Genomic DNA, 17,822 nt, shown 5'->3' with positions numbered 1-17,822 from the left:
TGCGCATCTTGCCCCGTGCGCCGGATAGATCGGCGCGCCAACTCAAGCCACCTTGTTACCCCTGAGGCGTCGCTCGGCCCAAGGGGACGGCGCGGGAATTTCGGCTTGTGGCTTGCGATCAAGGCGCGGCGGCGCGAAATGCTGCCGGAACTTGAGCTCCCAAGGATCGAAGCTGGTTACAGCCTCAGGGGCGTCACCGCTGTCATCGGTGTGTGCATTTGGGTCTAGCCTGGTCATTCAAACTCGCAATCGGTTTTAGCCAGTGTCCTGCTCTCTGCCGGCCATTCACAGCAGGGGAATGGTGGACGCACCGCATCGGGGACGTACGAGGGCCGAGGCGTGCGGCGTTGTTTCAGATTTGCGAGGATAAGGTCAAGCGCATCCGGGACACACACCTCCGCCAATCGCACCCGAGCTGGAAATCCACATCAAAACTGGTTCTTGCTACGGCGGCCGTAAGCGGGCGCAACGGGGTACTCCTTCATTCCACCGTCACTGATTTCGCGAGGTTGCGCGGCTGGTCGACGTCCGTGCCCATGAACACGGCCGTGTGGTAGGCGAGGAGCTGCACCGGGATGGTGGCGAGAATCGGGGCGACGAAGCTCGACACCTCCGGGATGAGGATGATGTCGGCGACGTCCTGGCCGACGGTTTCGGCGCCCTTCTTGTCCGTGATCAGGATGATGTTGCCGCCACGGGCTGCCACCTCCTGCATGTTGCTGAGGGTCTTGTCGACCAGTTCGTCCGACGGGGCGATGACGATCACCGGCATGTCCTCGTCGACGAGCGCGATGGGACCGTGCTTCAGTTCCCCTGCCGCGTAGCCCTCGGCGTGGATGTAGCTGATTTCCTTGAGCTTCAGCGCGCCTTCGAGGGCGATCGGATACATCGGGCCGCGGCCGAGATAGAGCACGTCCTTGGCCTTGGACAGGCGCTTGGCGATGTCCATGATCTGCGCTTCGGTGCCGAGCGCCTGGGAGACGGCAGTCGGCAGGCGCACCAGCTCGCGGACCAGTTCGGCTTCCTGTTCTTCCGACAGGGCGCCGCGGGCGCGGCCGGCGGCGATGGCGAGGCTGGCGAGCGCCGTCAGTTGCGCCGTCAGCGCCTTGGTGGAGGCGACGCCGATTTCCGGTCCGCACAGGATCGGGAACACCACGCCCGACTCGCGGGCGATCGTTGATTCCAGCGTATTAACGAGGCTCGCGACATGCTGGCCCTGCCCCGCGCAGTAGCGCAGGGCCGCCAGCGTGTCGGCGGTCTCGCCCGACTGCGAGATGAACAGCGACAGCCCACCGGGCGCCAGCGGCGGTTCGCGGTAGCGGAACTCGGAGGCAACGTCGATATCGACGGGTAGCCGCGCGTAACGCTCGAACCAGTATTTTGCGACGGCGCCGGCATAGTAGGCCGTGCCGCAGGCGCTCATGGTGAGGCGGGTCAGCTCGGCGAAGTCGAACGGCAGCGCCTCACGGATGGCGACGCGCTCGGCGCCCATATCCACATAATGGCTGAGCGTGTGCGAGATGGTCTCGGGCTGCTCGTAGATCTCCTTGGCCATGAAGTGGCGGTGGTTGCCCTTGTCGACCAGCAGCGCCGAGGCCTGCGAGACCTGCTGCTCGCGCTGGACGATGGCGTCGCGCCCGTCGCGGATGGTGACACCATCCCGGGTGATCACGGCCCAGTCGCCGTCCTCGAGATAGGTCAGCCGCGACGTGAACGGCGCCAGCGCCATGGCGTCGGAGCCGAGATACATCTCGGTCGTGCCGTAGCCGATGGCGAGTGGCGCGCCGTGCCGGGCCGCAATCAGCAGACCGTCATGATCACGGAACAGGAAGGCCAGAGCGAAGGCGCCCTTGAGTTGCTTCAGGGTGCGGGCGACGGCGAGTTCCGGATCGGCGCCGCGGGCGAGTTCGCGCGTCACCCACAGGGCGACGGATTCGGTGTCGGTCTGGGTCTGCGGCAGGTAGCCGTCCTTGGCGAGATCGGCGAGCAGGTCGCGAAAGTTCTCGATGATGCCGTTGTGGACGATGGCAACGCGGTCGGTGGCGTGCGGATGGGCATTGCGCTCGGTGGGGGCGCCGTGGGTGGCCCAGCGGGTGTGGCCGATGCCGATCCGGCCCTCGAGCGGCTCGAAGGCCAGCTTCTGCGCCAGATTGCCGAGCTTGCCCTCGGCGCGGCGGCGGCTGATGGCGCCATGCTCCAGCGTGGCGACACCGGCGCTGTCATAGCCGCGATATTCGAGCCGCTTCAGCGCGTCCACCAGGCGACCCGCCACCGGCTCGGAGCCGACGATACCGACAATGCCGCACATCTGTTATTTCCCCTTCGCCGCTTTCTTGGCGAGTGCCTTCTCGCGCAGTTTCGGCGCATAGCCTGGCTTGTTCTCCTGGCGGGCACGACCGAATGCCACCGCATCGGCCGGCACGTCGTCGGTGATGACGCTGCCGGACGCCGTATAGGCGCCATCGCCGATCGTTACCGGTGCCACCAGCGAGGCGTTGGAGCCAATGAAGACGTTGCTGCCGATCACCGTCTTGTCCTTGTTCACGCCGTCATAATTGCAGGTAATGGTGCCGGCCCCGATATTGGTCTTCTCGCCGATCTCCGCATCGCCCAGATAGCTGAGGTGGCCCGCCTTTGTGCCGGCGCCGATCTTCGACTTCTTGACCTCGACGAAATTGCCGAGATGGACGTTGGGCCCAAGCTCGGCCCCACCCCGAATGCGGGCGAATGGGCCGATGCTCGCGCCCTCCCCGATCACCACATCCTCGATGTCGCAGAAGGCGCGGATTTCGACATTGTCGGCGACCTTCACGCCGGGGCCGAAGACGACGTTGGGAAAGATGGTGACGTCCCGGCCGATCTCGGTGTCCCAGGAGAACCAGACGCTGTTCGGGTCCTTGAGGGAAACGCCGTTCTGCATGAACTCGGCGCGCCGAAACCGCTGGAACGTCGCTTCGGCCTGCGCCAGCTTGGTGCGGTCATCGACGCCGATCAGCTCGTCGGCATCGGCTTCGACATAGTCGATGCGCCGGCCGTCGGCGGACGCGAGTTCCACCGCATCAGTGAGATAGTATTCGCCCTTGGCGTTGCTGTTGCCGATCCGGTCGATCACTGCGCGCAGGGTGTCGCCACGAAAGCCGATGATGCCGGAGTTGCAGAGGCCGATACGGCGCTCGTCCTCGCTTGCATCGCGATGCTCGCGAATGGCGCGAACTTGGCCGTCTCGGGTGATCAGGCGGCCATAGCCGGTGGGATCAGCCGGCCGGAAGCCGACCACCACCATGTCGGCACCCTCATCGAGCCTGGACACGATGCCTGCGACAGTGGCGGTCGTGACGAGCGGCGTATCGGCGTAGAGCACCAGTACGTGTCCGGCCGCAGTCTCGAACGCGGTCCGCGCCTGCTGTACGGCATGCGCAGTTCCAAGCCGCTCCACCTGCCTGGAGATGTGGACATCTGGTGCCCAGCGGGACACTGCGGCCTCGACCGCCTCATGCTTCGGTCCCACGACGACCGCTAACCGGGAGCCCGCAGCCTGCGCCGTTCGCAGCACATGGCTGACGACCGGCAATCCACCAACCGGGTGCAGCACCTTGGGTGTTGCCGATTTCATGCGCGTGCCCTCGCCCGCCGCAAGAATAATCGACAACAGTTCGGTCATGATCGCCTCCGAGCGCTCCGTGTCCGCGTGCAAATACACATTCCCGGGCGATGCTCGCCAACATTGTCTCTTCGGGTCTGAAGCGGTCCAGCGGAAAAACAGCGCTCTGCTAATCCATTCAGACTGGCGGGGCAACAATGTTGTTCCTGCCAATGCCAGAAGTAGTCCTGGCATCAACACCGTCATCCTGCCCGCTGCCTGCTGCCAGCCCATGCATGGCCGCCACGTATTCATCCTGTTGTGCGCCGCATTGTCATCGAAAGGCAAAGCAGACCTCGCTTGCGCAATCGGTGCGTTGGGGCGAGGAGCGGCGATTGACCGCGTTATCGCGCGTTTGCCGGGGGTACGCGCCCGAGCCAGGGTCGATCAGCAACGGAACCGAAAGCAGGAATAGCAGTGAGCACAAGGGTCACCGAGAGGATTGGCTGGGAGCGCCTCACGATTCAACTGCCCTGCCTAACCGCGCTCAGCCTGGAACTCCGCGGCAGGTCCAGCCCTGCGCCAACCAGATCTGCCAGACGAACCTGGAGTTCATCGTCGTCGTCCAGTCCGCTGAAAGCAATCCTTCGCCCGTCGATGGGGCACAGAGCGTCTGCGGCCTTATCGGTATTGTCGAAGATGATGACCTGGTCGGCCAACCGTATTGCTGCCGGAAGGTTGTTGAGCGCGCGGTCATAGCGCCGCAGTATCGTCTCTGCGGGGATATCGTCGCCCGCGGATGCCACCCTGGTCCGGACGCGAGCGAGATGCATTTCCGGCGAGCCCAACACGACGAACGCCATGTTGATCCGATAGCCTTCCGCACCGGCGCTCGCCATGAGCTCGACCGGCTGGCTGCCGCTCAGGGTAGTTTCAAAGTTGAAGCTCTGCCGATCCCGTATCAGCTCGTATAGGCGGCGCAGGACTTCACGCCCCGAAGGAAGCGGGTGCCCTGAAAGGCGCGGGATTTCCTGCGGGGACAGGCGAGCTTTGAGGTCATGGGATGACTTTTGCGATAACGGTCACGCCAGGTAGTCCCTCGAAATGGGCATCACAGGTAATCAGTGTAGCACCATGAGTTCTGGCGCTGGCAAAGACGACAGCATCGGCCGTCGCCAGCTTGTGCTTTCGGCAGCAGTCGGCCGCAAGAAGCGCGGTTTCCGTGTCGAGTTCAGCGATCCGGCAAAGCTGTGTGAAGGCTATGATCTGATCGGACTTTTCTTCACCCACCTCTCGCAAACTCCATTTGGCGAGTTCGAGCTGTACCATTGTGGGCACCAACCACTCTTCCTGTTCAGGAAGATGCACTGCCACAAGGTCCCCGGTCGGCGAGCCGACCAGCCATTCGATCCAGGCCGAGGTGTCGATCAGTCGCATCAGGTCCTGTCCGCGCGGTCGCGGTATTCAGTGGTTGCCGCGTTTCGCGCAATTCCCGCCAGCGCCTCACGCTGTGGCACCGGAACAAGAAGCACGCCGGTTCCTTTGGGGATGAACGCAAACGTGGTGCCCGCTTTCCACTGCTGCGCGGATCGGACAGCCTTGGGTATTGAAATCTGGAATTTGGAGGACAGCGTTGCTGTGTCAGCCATCTCTACTACCTTTTGTCCATCGATCAGCATTATGTAAGATCGAAATCCGCAGCTTGCAACAGGCTCTCGCGGGACAGCGGTAAGATGAAGATCACAGCCTCCCTGTCAGTACAGGCCGGCATTAAACTACACTTGAAGCCAGCTTCACTCTCGCGGATGGCTGCCGCTCGCTGCGTTATCGCTCGGCTGGGCCGCCCACTGTTCCAGTGACGGCTCCCTCCTGCTGTGGTTCCCACCGGCATTGCCCACAACGAAGACTACCAGGGTCGCAGCCGCGTAGAACACTGTAAGGTTGAGAATGCCGAACATGGCGTTAGTGAGCCCCATCACGAAATAGCCCAAGACCAGGGCAGCACTGACAACAACCAGACCTTTGCGGGTTTCCGGATGGGGCGTGCGCATCGCTTCGGCCAGCGGCGCGAAGAGAAACAGGAAATAGGCAATCAGCCCCATGATGCCGCCACTCGCTGCGAAGTCAGCAAGGTCATTGTGAAGGTGTGGGGCGCCTTCGAAGCGCACGCTGGCGCGGCTTGCTGCGGCCTCGACAAAGTTTATTGGCCCGTGGCCTACGATGGGTGATGCCAGGAAAGCATTCAGCCCGCCTTCGTACATCTGCAGGCGCAGTGTGGTCGATTCATCAGTCGGCAGCCCGGTGCGAAGCACGTCGGCTATGTCGGTCATGACGCGCTGCACACCGGAGGTCTGCCCCGCGCCGGCAGCCCAGGCGCCGATCGCAACAACGGCCAGTACCAGCGCCCCGATGGCAAACTGGCGAAGCGAGATCAGGCGCACCATAACCCCAGCCAGGACTGCGGTGCCGCTCATCGCCACCAGCGCGACCACGGCCCCCCTGGTTCCGGATAGCAACACCGCGACGGTCGCCAGCAGAGGGGCGAGCAGGAAGAACCACCGGCCATGGCCGCGGCCCAGAGCCGTGCCCAGCAGAGCGAGGAATCCCACCGAGAGGGCGAGATCGGCGAAGTGGATCGGGTTCGCAACAGTTTCACCGACTCGGCTCGAGCCAGTGCTTGAGAACTCTGCAATGGCAACCGCTGCCGCGCCAGCGCTACCGCACAGTGCGAGCACGGGGATCAGGCGCGGTGACGGCGCGTCCCTTCCCGTCCCTGCGGCGACGATCAGGGGGAGCATGGCCACCAGCGGCGCCACGAACATCAGGCCGACGAGGCCATTCGGCCCACCGGCTGCAATAGAATAGGCCACAGCGAGGATGAGCAGGCCCGTCAACGGCATCCAGACAGCGGGACGGCCAACTAGTTCCAGATCGGCCGGGCGCACCAAGAGCAGCGCCAATCCTCCGGCGGCAAGAAAAAGGATATTGCCTGCCTCTGGGGCAACCGGAGCCATGGCGAGCGCGGCGATCAGGGCTGCGAAGAGGATCGATGGCCTCAGCGTTTCGGACGTCATGTTTATCCTGCTCAGATCGTTGCCGTGGATGCCGAACGGCTGGTGCGTTCTGTCAGGCAGGGTTCCATGAAGCAACCCTTCGCCTAAGGATGTCTCCGACTAGCACCACGCGTGGTGGATACCTATCAACGCCACTAGCTGCCGAGCTCGCTGTTCCCAAGCCAGCACGTACCGGTATGGGGCGCATTGGAGTCCGGGGGCCAACCGGTCACGTCCGGCTCTCAAGGCCATGCTCATGTGCTCCACCGGCATGCCAACCAGGACAGGACATCAGGCTCAAGGACGGTGCTGACCTGCGCCCCCATGCTGCTGTATCGCTGTATCGCTGTGTAGCTCCGTCCCTCTTCCACTTGATGGCCAGCAGGCATTGTAGCCCTCATCGGCCTTGTTGGAGTGCTTGTGCAGTACCTCGCCCTCCGCGACCTCGAACTCAGCGCCGGTGATCACGAAGAAGGAGCCGACGCGGCGAAGGCTTGGTCGTTCCTCGGAGCGAGGTGTGTATGCACTCCACGCCTGAGCGTCAGGCCCGGGCCAACGGTGCTCTTCAAGTCTGGTGCAGGCCGGACCTGAACGCGCCTGGACCTAGAACTCGTTTCAATCGATGTTTGCGCGAGAGCCACATCGCGGGGAGTTGACGCACCTGTCACAGCACCAGCCCCTTCGTTCAAGCGAAGTCCTGCCACGGTAATTATGGACTTCGGCCAAAAGGGACATGGAGAGCGTGGTTGCCGTCGCATGATCTTGCTCACGCCGCACTTCGTCAGAGACTGTTTGACGTTGCTGACGTCTCGCTTGGTCACATGCTGGCTGCCGATCCCAGGCTCCGTTCGATCTCTCCGCGACTGGACCGCATGCTTGCCATGGGGGCCGCGCGGGAGGCGCTTTCCCGACAGGACTGGTGGGTGCGTTTAATCTCATCCGGAATGGTCCGTTACCTGACTGAGCAGTTTCAGTACGTAGATTTGAGGGGCCAGATCTCACCGCTTGAGCAGATATATCGAACCTTCCTCGCCCACCTGGCCCATGGCGAGCCTGCCAAAGCAATTGAGCAGCACCACACCCGCCTTCTTGATTGGGTAGAGACGCAACTTACTGCTGTGGGTGCTCTTGATCTTGTGCGAGAAACAGGGTTTCAGCCCGTCTGCTCGCAATACTCACCAGAGCTACAACTACAGGTTCTGGGTGCTAGAGCTGAGAAGTTGGCGAGTCCGATCCTTGACCTTGGATGCGGCGACGGCAGGTTGGTCCAGCACCTCCGCGCGCTTGGTCACGCCGCGACTGGAATTGATCGCAATGCCCCAGATGGTCTGTTGCGAGGCGAGTGGTTTGAGGCACCCCTCGGGATCGAACAATGGGGCACGATCATAGCCCACCAGTCGATCTCGCTGCATTTTCGGAGCGCACACTACCAGTCCGAGTTGAGAGCCAGTGAGTACGCCATGCTCTACAAACGGATCCTGCGTGCTTTACGACCGGGCGGGCAGTTTCTTTACGCGCCCAGCCTGCCATTCTTCGAGCACATGCTTAAGGGCGGGTTCGTGGTTAGCCACGGCAGTGCTTTCCCCGGCGCGGAGAACACCACGGTGACGAAAATCTGAGCAGGTCAGTCGGTCATGACTTCCAGCTTGAGACCATCCGGATCCAGGAAAAAGACGGCGTAGTAGTCCCCGGGGTACTCAGGGTAGGGCCGAGGCGGCTCGAGAACAGGATGCCCACCTTCGCACATCCAGGAGTGGATCTGGTCAACCGCGACACTGTTCCGGACACGGAACGCCAGATGATGGAAGCCGGGTTGGTAGAGACTGTGGCTCCTTGATGCTGCTTCGCCCTTGGCTTGGTAGAGCAATATCTCCGGCTGTCCTATGAGTTCCCAGGCTGCAAGAGACGCGGAAGTCGACACCTTTCGGTAGCCTAGACACGACAACAAAGGGTCATAGAACCTGACCGCCGTCTCAAGATCACTGGTGGTGAGTGCCAGGTGATGTACCCGCGTCTCTGTTGCCATCATGCTCATTTCCCTAAACAGCTGCTGCCGCACGAGGTCTCGCACGGGATTTACCCCTATTCGCGGTGAGGTCTCGTCAACCGAACTAGCTGCAGTGGACGTCCTTGGTCGTCGCTATTGCGTATCCCAGTCTGGATGAAACCAAGACGCTGGTAGAACTCGAGAGCTCCAACGTTTAGTGCATAGACCTCCACTTCGAGTTGCCCCTTCACCTCGGCGGCGTGCTCGATGAGGGCGCGACCGACACCCCTTCCATGTGCTGAAGGGTGAACAAAGAGCCCGCCGACAAAGCAGTCGAGTAGCCCTATGAAGCCCACGGCCTCCCCGGCGTCGGTCGCTACCCAATTTTCGGCCTTGGGTAGATAGATGTCGCGCACAAGGACCTTCTGCTCGGACAGATCTTGCGCGCTGAGGAACGGGTGACCGACACGCGAAGCCTGGTGCCAGATCTCGACCAGCCGGTCTCGGTCTTCTGGAGTGTACGGGCGGATCTTTGGCATTGCTGAGCCTTGGAGTTACATTGGCAATGAGGCTTCCGGCCGGAAACGGCCGCGGCGACTCCGAGTCATTCTATGGAGTCGATCAAGATGGGACCGTCATCGGTGCATGAAGCAGGGCAGCCAGTTCTGCGACAGTGTTCACCACGAATGTAGGCGAGCATTGCCTAAGTGCGTCCTCCGTTGCATAGCCCCAGGTGACGGCAGCCGAGGCGAAACCTGCCTGATGCGCCGCCTCCACATCTCGGCCTTCGTCGCCCACCGCGAGAATCGCGCCGGGCTTGAGCCTCAGTTGCCTCCCCACGCTCCGGAACTTGGCCGCCTTGCCGAACAGGGACGCTCCGCAGGCATAGTGATCCACGAGTGAGGCTGTGTTCCCCAGGACCCGTCGTACCGTGTCCTCTCCGTTCGAGCTTACGATCGCCGTTCGAAGCCCGTTCGCCTTGAGGCTATTGAGCAGTTCCGGGACTCCATCGAACAGGCGGATGCTGTTGGCGGCCTCTGCGCTTCGCTTCCGCATCTCACGGGCAATGGCCGGCATCTGCCAGAAGCGTACGCCCAGGTAACGGATGATCTCGCGGTTCGACTTGCCGCGAAGCATTTCGATCTCCTGGTCGCTGACCTTCCTGAACCCATGTCGATCCGCAAGCTGGTTGAGCGTCTGCATGAACCACGGAGCACTGTCGGCTAATGTGCCGTCGAAGTCGCAGATGACCATCTTGTAGGAGGTCATTGCAGCACCTTCAGCTCATTTGCGTCCGCCACGAAGGGAGCCAGGTTCCGTTCCAGCAAGGCGGCAACCTCGGGGCGTGCCGTCTCAAGCGTGCCACCAACGATCGGCGGTTCTGGAGCATATTCGGAGATCAGGACGCCAGCTTCGGCAAACAGGCGCCCTCGAAGTTCTTCTGCAAGGGTGATGCCGAAGTCGATCCCCGCGGACACCCCCGCTCCAGTGATCACATTGCCGTCCCGGACAACCCGCTCCCTGACCGGGATGGCTCCAAACCGCTCCAGTGTTGGCACGGTTGCCCAGTGGGAGGTAGCCCGCTTGCCCTCCAACACACCTGCTGCGCCGAGGACAAGAGAGCCGGTGCACACGCTGGTAACGTACCGGGCCCTGGAGGCACGGTCAGCAATGAATTCGAGAACCTGCTCGTCCCGTGCCGCTGCAATGGTTCCTGCTGTGCCTCCTGGCACAAAGAGCACCGTCAGCTCCGCTGGGCAGTCGGCCATAGTGGTGGTCGGCTGGACAATCAGGCCCAGGTCCGAGGCAACCGGGCTCAGCTCAGGTTGGGTTGTCACGACATGCACCTGGGCTCCAGGCAGATTTCCCAGGAAATGGTGAGGGCCGACGAAGTCCAGAGCAGTGAAACCAGGGTAAACCAGCATGCCAATGTGGTCCAACCCGGCCTCATGTGAAACGGGAGTAGCCGCACGAGATGCGGCGGAGACGAGGGGGAGTGCCAAGGCGGAAAGAAGAAGCGTGCGGCGATCCAGCGCCATGTTTGTTCGTCCTGTGCGAATGAGTGTGAAGCTCCGCATCCCCTAGGCCAAGACCTGCGCCCTCGCTTGAACAAAGAGGCTACGCGCACAGCCCCTTTGTTCAATCGGATTGAGCACGGCAGTTGCTAGTCCGCCGGTCACCCGAAACGGAGACCTGCCATGCTCTTTTCCACACTGTTCAATCGGTTGGCCAACCTGCAGCAAAGGCGCCGAACCACCATTCAACTGAGCGCGCTCTCGGATCGCCAGCTCCAAGAACTCGGGATATCTCGCCAGGACATCCTTGAGGCCTCGCGCCGCCGCTAATCCGCTCGAACACGCGACTTGCCGCTGGATTTTTACCGAGCGGAGAGAGATCATCCTGCTCATGAAAGTGAGCGGTATCGGTCGTGTGATATTCTGGGGTGGCGGCAATCTCTGGATAGGGCTCGCGGTCGATGCGATCGAGCTGCACGCCCACCATGCCATCCAGATCGCCATCGGCTTCGACGGCCCCGTCCAGTTCAGGCCGAACTCAGGTGTGGACTGGACTCAGTACCACAAGGGGGCCCTTGTACGCCCCGGCGCACTGCACGAGTTCCGTGCGCCCGGTCAGCGCATCGTCAACATACTGTTCGAGCCCGAGACGCCGCTTGGACGCGCATTGCTGGAGCGCCACGGCGGGGCGCCCATAGTTCCACTTGATGAGGAGGTCAGCGACCTCTCGGCAGCCTTCCACCGTGGCGCAGATGATGAGGATCTGGCCCAGCTGAGCGTTTCGCTGATCGCTCGACTGGCCGGAAAGAGGCAACCACAGAAAACAACCGACCGGAGAATCCTCAAGACCATCAACTGGATCTCAGATCACATCGATCGGCCGCTATCGCTCACCGATGCCGCCGCGGTGGCGGGACTCAGCGAAGGTCGCTTTCGGCATCTGTTCGTCCAGGAGGCCGGCGTAGGGTTCCGCCCCTATGTACTTTGGACGCGCCTCAACCGGGCACTTGAGATGGGTTTCGGCGGCAGTTCCTGGACAGAGGCAGCACACGTAACCAATTTCGCCGACTCGGCGCACCTGACACGCACCTGCCGGCGCATGTATGGACTGGTGCCTACTTCGATACGCATCGATGCAGCTGCCGAGCGTCCCCTCGCAACAGTATAACAGCCGCTACGTTCAAGCGCTGCGTCGAGAACCTTGTCTAAACGAGCAGACCAATCGCTCTATAGGACAAGTTCCATGCAGATCAACAAACTCTGGCTCATACCCGCTGCCCTGCTAATCGCCGGTGGCATCGCGTTCGCCGCCACCCGATCCACTCCTCCTGCCGACCTGGACTACAGCCTTTCGCATCGTTCCGATGGAGGCCTCTATCAGGTGACCCTGGTCCCCAGCATCGATCCGGTGCCAGTCGGAAAGATGCACGCCTGGCTCGTTGAAGTGGCCGACTCCAATGGACAGCCGGTCGAGGCCGAAATCGTCATGGACGGCGGCATGCCCCAACATGGCCATGGCCTGCCCACCGTCCCCCAAGTCACCGGCAAGGACCACCACGGTCGGCACATCGTCGGCGGCATGCGCTTCAATATGCCTGGATGGTGGGTGCTGAACGTCGACATCGACGGCAGCGCTGGCGCGGACACAGCCACGTTCAACCTGGCCCTATAACCATGAGCCGGACCCTGGCACTCGTCAGCACCGCGGCCATCCTGCTGTTGGCGACGGGAGGCATTCTTACCTCGCGTGGCGGCACCGATGGCTGGACCGAGCAGGAACGACAGCGGATCGCCTCGCTGTCACTCTCTAGCCTGCCTTCGCTGCCACCTGATCCGTCGAATGCCGTGGCAGACGATCCGGCAGCGGCAGCGCTCGGCCGTGACTTGTTTTTCGATATCCGTCTCAGCGCCAACGGCGAAGTCGCATGTGCAAGTTGCCACCTGCCGGATCGACAGTTTCAGGACGGCACCCCGTTAGGACACGGTGTTGGAGAGACCACTCGCAGGACCATGCCCATCGCGGGCACGGCATACAGCCCGTGGCTCTTCTGGGATGGTCGCGCCGACAGTCAATGGGCGCAGGCTCTTGGCCCCCTGGAGAACCCGGTGGAGCATGGCAGCAATCGGAAAGACGTGGTTGAGGTGGTTTCTGGCAACTATCGAGACGAGTTCACGCAGGTGTTCGGGCAAGCCCCAGATGAGATGCCGCTCGACCTGGCCTTCGCCAGCGTCGGCAAAGCCATTGCCGCCTTCGAGCGCACCATCTTACCCGAGCGCTCTCGATTTGACGCCTATGCGGATGCGGTTGCGGTGGGGGGCCGTTCCGATGCCTTAACCGAGCAGGAAGTCGAAGGGCTAAGGCTATTTATCGGTAAGGCCGAGTGCCTCAACTGCCACAACGGGCCACTGTTCACTGATAACGACTTCCACAACACCGGAGTGCCCGAGCTGACTTCACTTCCGCCCGACCTCGGAAGAGCTGAAGGCGCTCGACTGGTTCAGAAGGATCCGTTCAACTGCCTTGGCGAGTACAGCGACGCCGAGCCGGCGGACTGCATGGAGTTGACGTTCATGAAGGGCTCTGGCGAAGAGCTGCTGCGAGCTTTCAAGACACCGTCTCTCCGTGACGTGGCTCAGCGGGCGCCGTTTATGCACGCCGGCCAAATGGTTTCCCTGGCTGAGGTGGTCGCCCACTACAACAGCGCTCCCCCCGCCCCAGCCGGACACAGCGAACTCGTCCCCCTGAACCTCACGTCAGAAGAACAGGATGCATTGATCGCGTTCCTGCAGGCTCTTGACAGCGATCGGCACCAACAAGTTGAGGACTAGCTCGGCTCCGCTCGCCAGTGGCTGTTGCCCTCCATCCTCGCTCAACTCAGAAAGGAATACCCAATTGCTGCTCCAGAATGATTCAGACTACGCCAATGCGTTGATCCAGGCGCGCCGGCAGGCGCGGGTCCTTCGCGCCTTCTACACTCATCTCATTGCCTACCTGGGCGTGATGGTTCTGCTGGTGTTCATCAATGTCAGCACAGGTGACGCCATGAACGGCAACTGGTGGATTCAATGGCCAGCTCTGGGATGGGGCGTAGGCGTAGCTCTCCATGCCCTCACAACGCTGAGTGGCGGAGCCCTTTTCGGTGCCGAGTGGGAGGAACGCAAGGTCACCGAGCTGCTCACGCGCAGGCACCTCCAGAAGTAACTTGAGAGGGCGCCCTATGCCCCGCGTCATCGGCAGCAATATCGCCCCTTCGATGCCAAGGGGCCTGGGTCAGGGACGATATTGAACCTCGATCTGTCCACGTTGCGCATGCGTCGGTGCAAAGCCAAACATCCTCTGGCACGTGCGGGTTAGGTGCGCTGCATCCGAGAAGTTGGCGGCGTGGGCCGCCTCGGTCCAGGTACAGCCCGAGAACCCGAGTTGCAGGGCGCGGTTCAGCCGTGCCCACAACAAATATCCCCGAAAATGCAGGCCAGTTTCGCTAACGAACAGGTGCCGGAAGCGGCTTTCCGACAGCCGCACCGCGTTTGCGACCTCGCCCAATGTCAGCGGCTCATCGACCCTTCGGTGGATTTCGGCGACGGCCTGCGCGATGCGCGGATCGGTAGGGGTCGCGAAGTTCGCGCCATCAACAAGGTTCGTGAAACAACGTTGTGCAGCGACGATAAGGCGGTCAGGGTCGGCTCGCGTGAAGAAGGCTTGCTTCAGCTCGCTGGCGAGTTCACCCGCGGTGGCAGCATCCAGTGGCGTCAGGGCCCTCGGATTTAAGCGTTCTGCGATCCCGCGACCTACCGCAGATTCCGGGTCGCAGAAGAGGTTGGCCACCAAATCCCCGGGAGCCTGGAACGTGTGCACAAGGTTGGGCGGAATGAGTACACCCGAATAGTGGACCCAGTCCGGGTCGCCCTTGGTCTTGAACTGAGCGGTTCCGGTTAGGGCCAATCCGAGTTGAATGGCGTGATGGGAATGATAGTCGCTGCGCACATTTGTGAGCCCTATCCAGATACTACCCCCCTCCCAGAACAAGGCCTTACCAGCTGGACCGCTCGACACCGGTGATATCCCCCACCTTTGTAGAAGAAGCTAACCTTACAGATGCCCCTACTCAAGTGTGGCGCAACTGCCCACTGGGAGTGCGGACCGCCATGAAATGCCCACTGGCGGTTCCTCGGAATGCCCCCGTGCTTCCCGTCGTTATTTAGCGTTTCCTCTAATTAGAAAATCTTCTATCATGGCTTGGGAACCAACTAGGACCGGCCATGGGTATCAACGCCGTTTTCGAAGCGCTCTCCCATCCGGCTCGCCGGAAGGTGCTCGCACTGCTCAAGCGAGGGCCTATGACGGCCGGCGAGTTGGCGGAGCATTTCGAGTTCAGCAAGCCGACCCTGTCGGTACACTTCAACAAGCTCAAGGAAGCCGAACTCGTGGTTGTCGAACGACGCGGCACCAGCATCATCTATCATCTCAACACTTCAATTCTGGAGGGGGCTCTTGCAAACCTCCTCAGTCTCAAGGAACACGACGAATGAACCGAGCCATCCTGTCTCGTATCAATCTCGGGTTGTGGGTCGCACTGGTGGCGGTGACACTCGGGGGCTACCTGTTGATCCCTTCGGAAACTTGGCTGCCGGTGCACTGGGGGCCCTCAGGTGAGCCTGACGCGTTCTGGCCACGCGACATGGCCCTGCTCATGCCACCTTTGATCGGCTTGGCGGTTACCCTGGTGTTCTGGGCCGTGGGCCGCTTTGCTCCGCCAGCGCAACTAGAAGCCAGCCGGCACGCATGGCGGACCGTTGTCCCCGCACTCTCGGGACTCTTCCTAACTATTCAAACTGGGGTCGTACTTGTTGGGCTCGGATATCCAGACCTGATGGTCCGCATGATCTGCTTTGCAATCGGAGTCATGCTGGTAGTGCTCGGCAATATCATGCCCAAGATGCAGCCTAACGGATTGGCAGGAATCCGGTTGCCATGGCTTGGGGATGCTCTCGTCTGGCAGAAGACGCAGCGGCTGGGAGGGCTCTTGTTTATGGTCGGCGGGCTCGTGCTTCTTGCCTGCGCTGCGTTCTTGGGAGAGCCGATGTACATGTTCGCGGCGTTGTTGATTGCCCTGCTTTTGCCCCTCGTGGGCACCGCCTTCTATAGTTACCGCATAGCGCATCGGCGTTGACACACTCACTCTGATCTCGTCCGAGATGACGAGGGCAGCCTCTTCTATGCACGTCTGCTACCCGGATCTTGAAAAGGAGACCCACCCAGACGGCGCCCAAGCGGACTCAAAGCTTCTGTGGCTGCAGATCTTGTACATCAACCGGACGTAGCGAACTTTGTTCTTGATCTTGCGGTGGCCGAGCAGGATCTGCACCGCCCAAGACTACCGTGGCTTGTAGATCATCGAAGCCATTCGTTCTCCGCAGCGAGTGCATGCCGTATACCCAAGGTGGCCAACGGAGAAGCTGATCATCCCTCAAGCGGCCCCTCGCGAGAGGAGCCGCTCCGGGTTAAGTGGAAATTGCCGCTACTTCGTGTCGTCGACTACGATGGTGAGGTTCCCCTCACCACTCGAGGTCACTGCAACGATCTGGTCGGAAGTGAACCCCTGTGCCGAAAGTGCCGCCTGCACGTCGGCATTGGCTTCAATGGCAGCAGTGAGTTCGGTGAGGGATGTCGCCTGAGCACTGACCGCCTCGCCGAGTGCCGCGCTGTTCTCGGCAGCGTTGCCCTGCAGTTCGGCCAAGGTCACGATCTCGATCTGAGCGTCGGCTCCGAGGGCCTCGATGTCGGCGCCGGTCACGTTGGACGTGCGCAGGCTCGATATGATCGAACCATAGTTCACTTCCGCATTGCCGGCGGCGTTCGCCCCGACATTGGAATTGGCGCTGTTGTTAGCTCCGGCCTGGGCATTGGCGTTCGCGTTGGTGCCGGCGTTGCTATTGCCGTTGTTGCCGCCCGCGTTCGCGTTCGCGTCAACACCTGTTCCCACAGATGCACCACCGGCGTCGACACCGACATTGGCACCTGCGCCCGCCCCAACATTGGCCTGCGCCATGGCCCAGGAGGAGGTGGAGGCAAGGATAGCAGCAATAGCGGTGAGCTTCGTTACCGTGTTCATAGAAGACATCCTGTCAGTGTGCGCCCCCGCGCCAGCAGACAACGATGTCCCTCCGACAATGTTGCCGCCCCGGCAATGAGTTGATCTTGCTGACAATTTCCTGACCGCCTGCTTACTCGACACTGTCGTGGGCAGAACAGGCGGCAGTGGCTGCGGTCCGTACGTTAGCAGACAAACGGCGATGTCATTGAACCGTCCTTGTGACGCTCCATTACCCTGCTGCCATCTCAAGCTGCGAGAAGGGTCAGATCGTCGGTGGTATCGCTAGAGCTAATTCGGGCCGTGGGCGATGCGATCGCAGACGCGGTTTCCGGCGGACCAGATGGACATCCCGTGGTGCCTGTGCTCGCTGTCAGCAAACTGGTCATGGTCCGACAGGGCGTTCGGGCGACAGCGGAGATCGTGGAGTTGGTTTGCAGGAGAAGTCTGGGGAAGCAATACGTCCTGTACTTCATCGACCTATGAGGCACTGGCGCATTGCGGGGGCCAACGCGGAGACGCCTGGCCTGCTCGACCAGAACCGACCGACGACAGCAGGCCGGCAAGCGCCGGGCTCCAGGATCACGGGATGGGCAAACCCGTTTTTGCAAGGAAGCGGTACACTTCGACGCGGCCATCCAGCGTGAGCACCTTGGCGAGGTAGACGAGATGTCCCTGCCACCGCACCAGCTGCGCGTCGATCAACTCACCGCCTGTCGACCGTTCAACATCGCTCTTGATTTGCTTAAGCGGCACAGCTTCGCCAGCGTGTACCGCCTCCATCGCTGAGCCTTGCGACATCGGGGCTGAACCGGTTTGGATTGACGGAACGCCGCCAGACTGGGCAGGTGATGATGAACTCCCTTGTCCAAGTGCACCATCGTTCCCGGGTCCGCTGCCGCTTACTTCCGCGCCGATACCCTCCCCACCACCAGACGATCCACTGTTCCCTTCGTTCGCATGGGAGGGTGGGGCATTCTCGGATCGTGCCTCGCCTCCTCGGCCTTGCGCAAGGGCGTCGGGCGATCCACACATCAGGATCAGCACGGAAAGCGGTACGCGGAGTCGTCGCATAATTGCGTAGCTTAATCGGTT

At 61.7% G+C, this 17,822-nt stretch carries 21 protein-coding genes; 8 read left to right on the top strand and 13 right to left on the bottom strand.

Annotated features, from left to right (window positions below; translation table 11 throughout):
- Positions 1 to 481 precede the first annotated feature (481 nt).
- The 6 genes from glmS to ACFSX5_RS13585 all read right to left on the bottom strand — a co-directional run bounded on the left by glmS (position 482) and on the right by ACFSX5_RS13585 (position 6,654).
- Positions 482 to 2,308: a glutamine--fructose-6-phosphate transaminase (isomerizing) gene (gene glmS, locus ACFSX5_RS13610; RefSeq protein WP_386834145.1), complete on the bottom strand. Its 1,827-nt coding sequence runs from the start codon at positions 2,306 to 2,308 to the stop codon at positions 482 to 484.
- Between the two features lie 3 nt (positions 2,309 to 2,311).
- Positions 2,312 to 3,661, bottom strand: a complete 1,350-nt coding sequence (glmU, locus tag ACFSX5_RS13605) for a bifunctional UDP-N-acetylglucosamine diphosphorylase/glucosamine-1-phosphate N-acetyltransferase GlmU (protein ID WP_386834143.1) — start codon at positions 3,659 to 3,661, stop codon at positions 2,312 to 2,314.
- Positions 3,662 to 4,104: 443 nt separating this feature from the next.
- Positions 4,105 to 4,479, bottom strand: a complete 375-nt coding sequence (locus ACFSX5_RS13600) for a hypothetical protein (RefSeq protein ID WP_386834141.1) — start codon at positions 4,477 to 4,479, stop codon at positions 4,105 to 4,107.
- A 157-nt stretch (positions 4,480 to 4,636) separates the two neighbouring features.
- On the bottom strand, positions 4,637 to 5,017 hold the full coding sequence (locus ACFSX5_RS13595) for a type II toxin-antitoxin system VapC family toxin (protein ID WP_386834139.1): 381 nt from the start codon (positions 5,015 to 5,017) through the stop codon (positions 4,637 to 4,639).
- The gene (locus tag ACFSX5_RS13590) at positions 5,017 to 5,229 is read right to left on the bottom strand and encodes an AbrB/MazE/SpoVT family DNA-binding domain-containing protein (protein ID WP_386834137.1); all 213 of its coding nucleotides are present in this window, start codon (positions 5,227 to 5,229) and stop codon (positions 5,017 to 5,019) included. Before ACFSX5_RS13590 ends, ACFSX5_RS13595 begins: the two co-directional genes overlap by 1 nt.
- Positions 5,230 to 5,373: 144 nt before the next feature.
- Positions 5,374 to 6,654 (bottom strand): O-antigen ligase family protein, encoded by a 1,281-nt coding sequence (locus tag ACFSX5_RS13585; RefSeq protein ID WP_386834135.1) that lies wholly within the window; start codon positions 6,652 to 6,654, stop codon positions 5,374 to 5,376.
- A gap of 725 nt (positions 6,655 to 7,379) precedes the next feature.
- Here ACFSX5_RS13585 and ACFSX5_RS13580 point away from each other — a divergent pair.
- Positions 7,380 to 8,252: a class I SAM-dependent methyltransferase gene (locus ACFSX5_RS13580; protein ID WP_386834134.1), complete on the top strand. Its 873-nt coding sequence runs from the start codon at positions 7,380 to 7,382 to the stop codon at positions 8,250 to 8,252.
- A gap of 5 nt (positions 8,253 to 8,257) precedes the next feature.
- On the opposite strand, the gene ACFSX5_RS13575 is transcribed toward ACFSX5_RS13580, so the two are convergent.
- The 4 genes from ACFSX5_RS13575 to ACFSX5_RS13560 form a co-directional block, all read right to left on the bottom strand.
- The gene (locus ACFSX5_RS13575; protein WP_386834132.1) at positions 8,258 to 8,692 is read right to left on the bottom strand and encodes a VOC family protein; all 435 of its coding nucleotides are present in this window, start codon (positions 8,690 to 8,692) and stop codon (positions 8,258 to 8,260) included.
- A 23-nt stretch (positions 8,693 to 8,715) separates the two neighbouring features.
- Positions 8,716 to 9,159, bottom strand: coding sequence for a GNAT family N-acetyltransferase (locus ACFSX5_RS13570; protein ID WP_386834130.1), 444 nt, complete (start codon positions 9,157 to 9,159; stop codon positions 8,716 to 8,718).
- An 82-nt stretch (positions 9,160 to 9,241) separates the two neighbouring features.
- Positions 9,242 to 9,889 (bottom strand): HAD hydrolase-like protein, encoded by a 648-nt coding sequence (locus ACFSX5_RS13565; protein ID WP_386834129.1) that lies wholly within the window; start codon positions 9,887 to 9,889, stop codon positions 9,242 to 9,244.
- Positions 9,886 to 10,659 carry a DJ-1/PfpI family protein gene (locus tag ACFSX5_RS13560; RefSeq protein WP_386834127.1) on the bottom strand — a complete coding sequence of 258 codons (774 nt, stop codon included), beginning with the start codon at positions 10,657 to 10,659 and terminating at the stop codon, positions 9,886 to 9,888. The genes ACFSX5_RS13565 and ACFSX5_RS13560 overlap by 4 nt, the downstream gene beginning before the upstream one ends.
- Before the next feature lie 159 nt (positions 10,660 to 10,818).
- Here ACFSX5_RS13560 and ACFSX5_RS13555 point away from each other — a divergent pair, with 159 nt between their 5' ends.
- The 5 genes from ACFSX5_RS13555 to ACFSX5_RS13535 all read left to right on the top strand — a co-directional run bounded on the left by ACFSX5_RS13555 (position 10,819) and on the right by ACFSX5_RS13535 (position 13,837).
- Positions 10,819 to 10,965, top strand: a complete 147-nt coding sequence (locus ACFSX5_RS13555) for a DUF1127 domain-containing protein (RefSeq protein ID WP_386834125.1) — start codon at positions 10,819 to 10,821, stop codon at positions 10,963 to 10,965.
- Positions 10,943 to 11,803, top strand: coding sequence for a helix-turn-helix domain-containing protein (locus tag ACFSX5_RS13550; protein WP_386834124.1), 861 nt, complete (start codon positions 10,943 to 10,945; stop codon positions 11,801 to 11,803). Before ACFSX5_RS13555 ends, ACFSX5_RS13550 begins: the two co-directional genes overlap by 23 nt.
- 75 nt (positions 11,804 to 11,878) lie before the next feature.
- Entirely contained in the window at positions 11,879 to 12,307 is a 429-nt protein-coding gene (locus ACFSX5_RS13545) for a FixH family protein (RefSeq protein ID WP_386834122.1), read from the top strand.
- A 2-nt stretch (positions 12,308 to 12,309) separates the two neighbouring features.
- Positions 12,310 to 13,464 (top strand): cytochrome-c peroxidase, encoded by a 1,155-nt coding sequence (locus ACFSX5_RS13540; RefSeq protein ID WP_386834120.1) that lies wholly within the window; start codon positions 12,310 to 12,312, stop codon positions 13,462 to 13,464.
- Between the two features lie 64 nt (positions 13,465 to 13,528).
- Entirely contained in the window at positions 13,529 to 13,837 is a 309-nt protein-coding gene (locus ACFSX5_RS13535) for a 2TM domain-containing protein (RefSeq protein ID WP_386834118.1), read from the top strand.
- Between the two features lie 69 nt (positions 13,838 to 13,906).
- Here the strand turns inward: ACFSX5_RS13535 and ACFSX5_RS13530 are convergent, their stop codons facing one another.
- Entirely contained in the window at positions 13,907 to 14,620 is a 714-nt protein-coding gene (locus ACFSX5_RS13530) for an AraC family transcriptional regulator (protein WP_386834117.1), read from the bottom strand.
- A 275-nt stretch (positions 14,621 to 14,895) separates the two neighbouring features.
- Here ACFSX5_RS13530 and ACFSX5_RS13525 point away from each other — a divergent pair, with 275 nt between their 5' ends.
- Together ACFSX5_RS13525 and ACFSX5_RS13520 are read left to right on the top strand one after the other, a co-directional pair.
- Positions 14,896 to 15,165 (top strand): autorepressor SdpR family transcription factor, encoded by a 270-nt coding sequence (locus ACFSX5_RS13525; protein ID WP_386834116.1) that lies wholly within the window; start codon positions 14,896 to 14,898, stop codon positions 15,163 to 15,165.
- Positions 15,162 to 15,806, top strand: coding sequence for an SdpI family protein (locus ACFSX5_RS13520; RefSeq protein WP_386834114.1), 645 nt, complete (start codon positions 15,162 to 15,164; stop codon positions 15,804 to 15,806). Before ACFSX5_RS13525 ends, ACFSX5_RS13520 begins: the two co-directional genes overlap by 4 nt.
- 348 nt (positions 15,807 to 16,154) lie before the next feature.
- Here the strand turns inward: ACFSX5_RS13520 and ACFSX5_RS13515 are convergent, their stop codons facing one another.
- Positions 16,155 to 16,748 carry a hypothetical protein gene (locus tag ACFSX5_RS13515; RefSeq protein WP_386834113.1) on the bottom strand — a complete coding sequence of 198 codons (594 nt, stop codon included), beginning with the start codon at positions 16,746 to 16,748 and terminating at the stop codon, positions 16,155 to 16,157.
- A 561-nt stretch (positions 16,749 to 17,309) separates the two neighbouring features.
- Positions 17,310 to 17,510: a PepSY domain-containing protein gene (locus ACFSX5_RS13510; RefSeq protein ID WP_386834112.1), complete on the bottom strand. Its 201-nt coding sequence runs from the start codon at positions 17,508 to 17,510 to the stop codon at positions 17,310 to 17,312.
- Between the last annotated feature and the right edge of the window lie 312 nt (positions 17,511 to 17,822).

The sequence above is a fragment of the Devosia albogilva genome, from assembly GCF_042685625.1.
GTDB lineage: Bacteria > Pseudomonadota > Alphaproteobacteria > Rhizobiales > Devosiaceae > Devosia > Devosia albogilva.
Note: the sequence above shows the minus strand (reverse complement) of the source record. Positions and strands in the feature narration are given on the sequence as shown.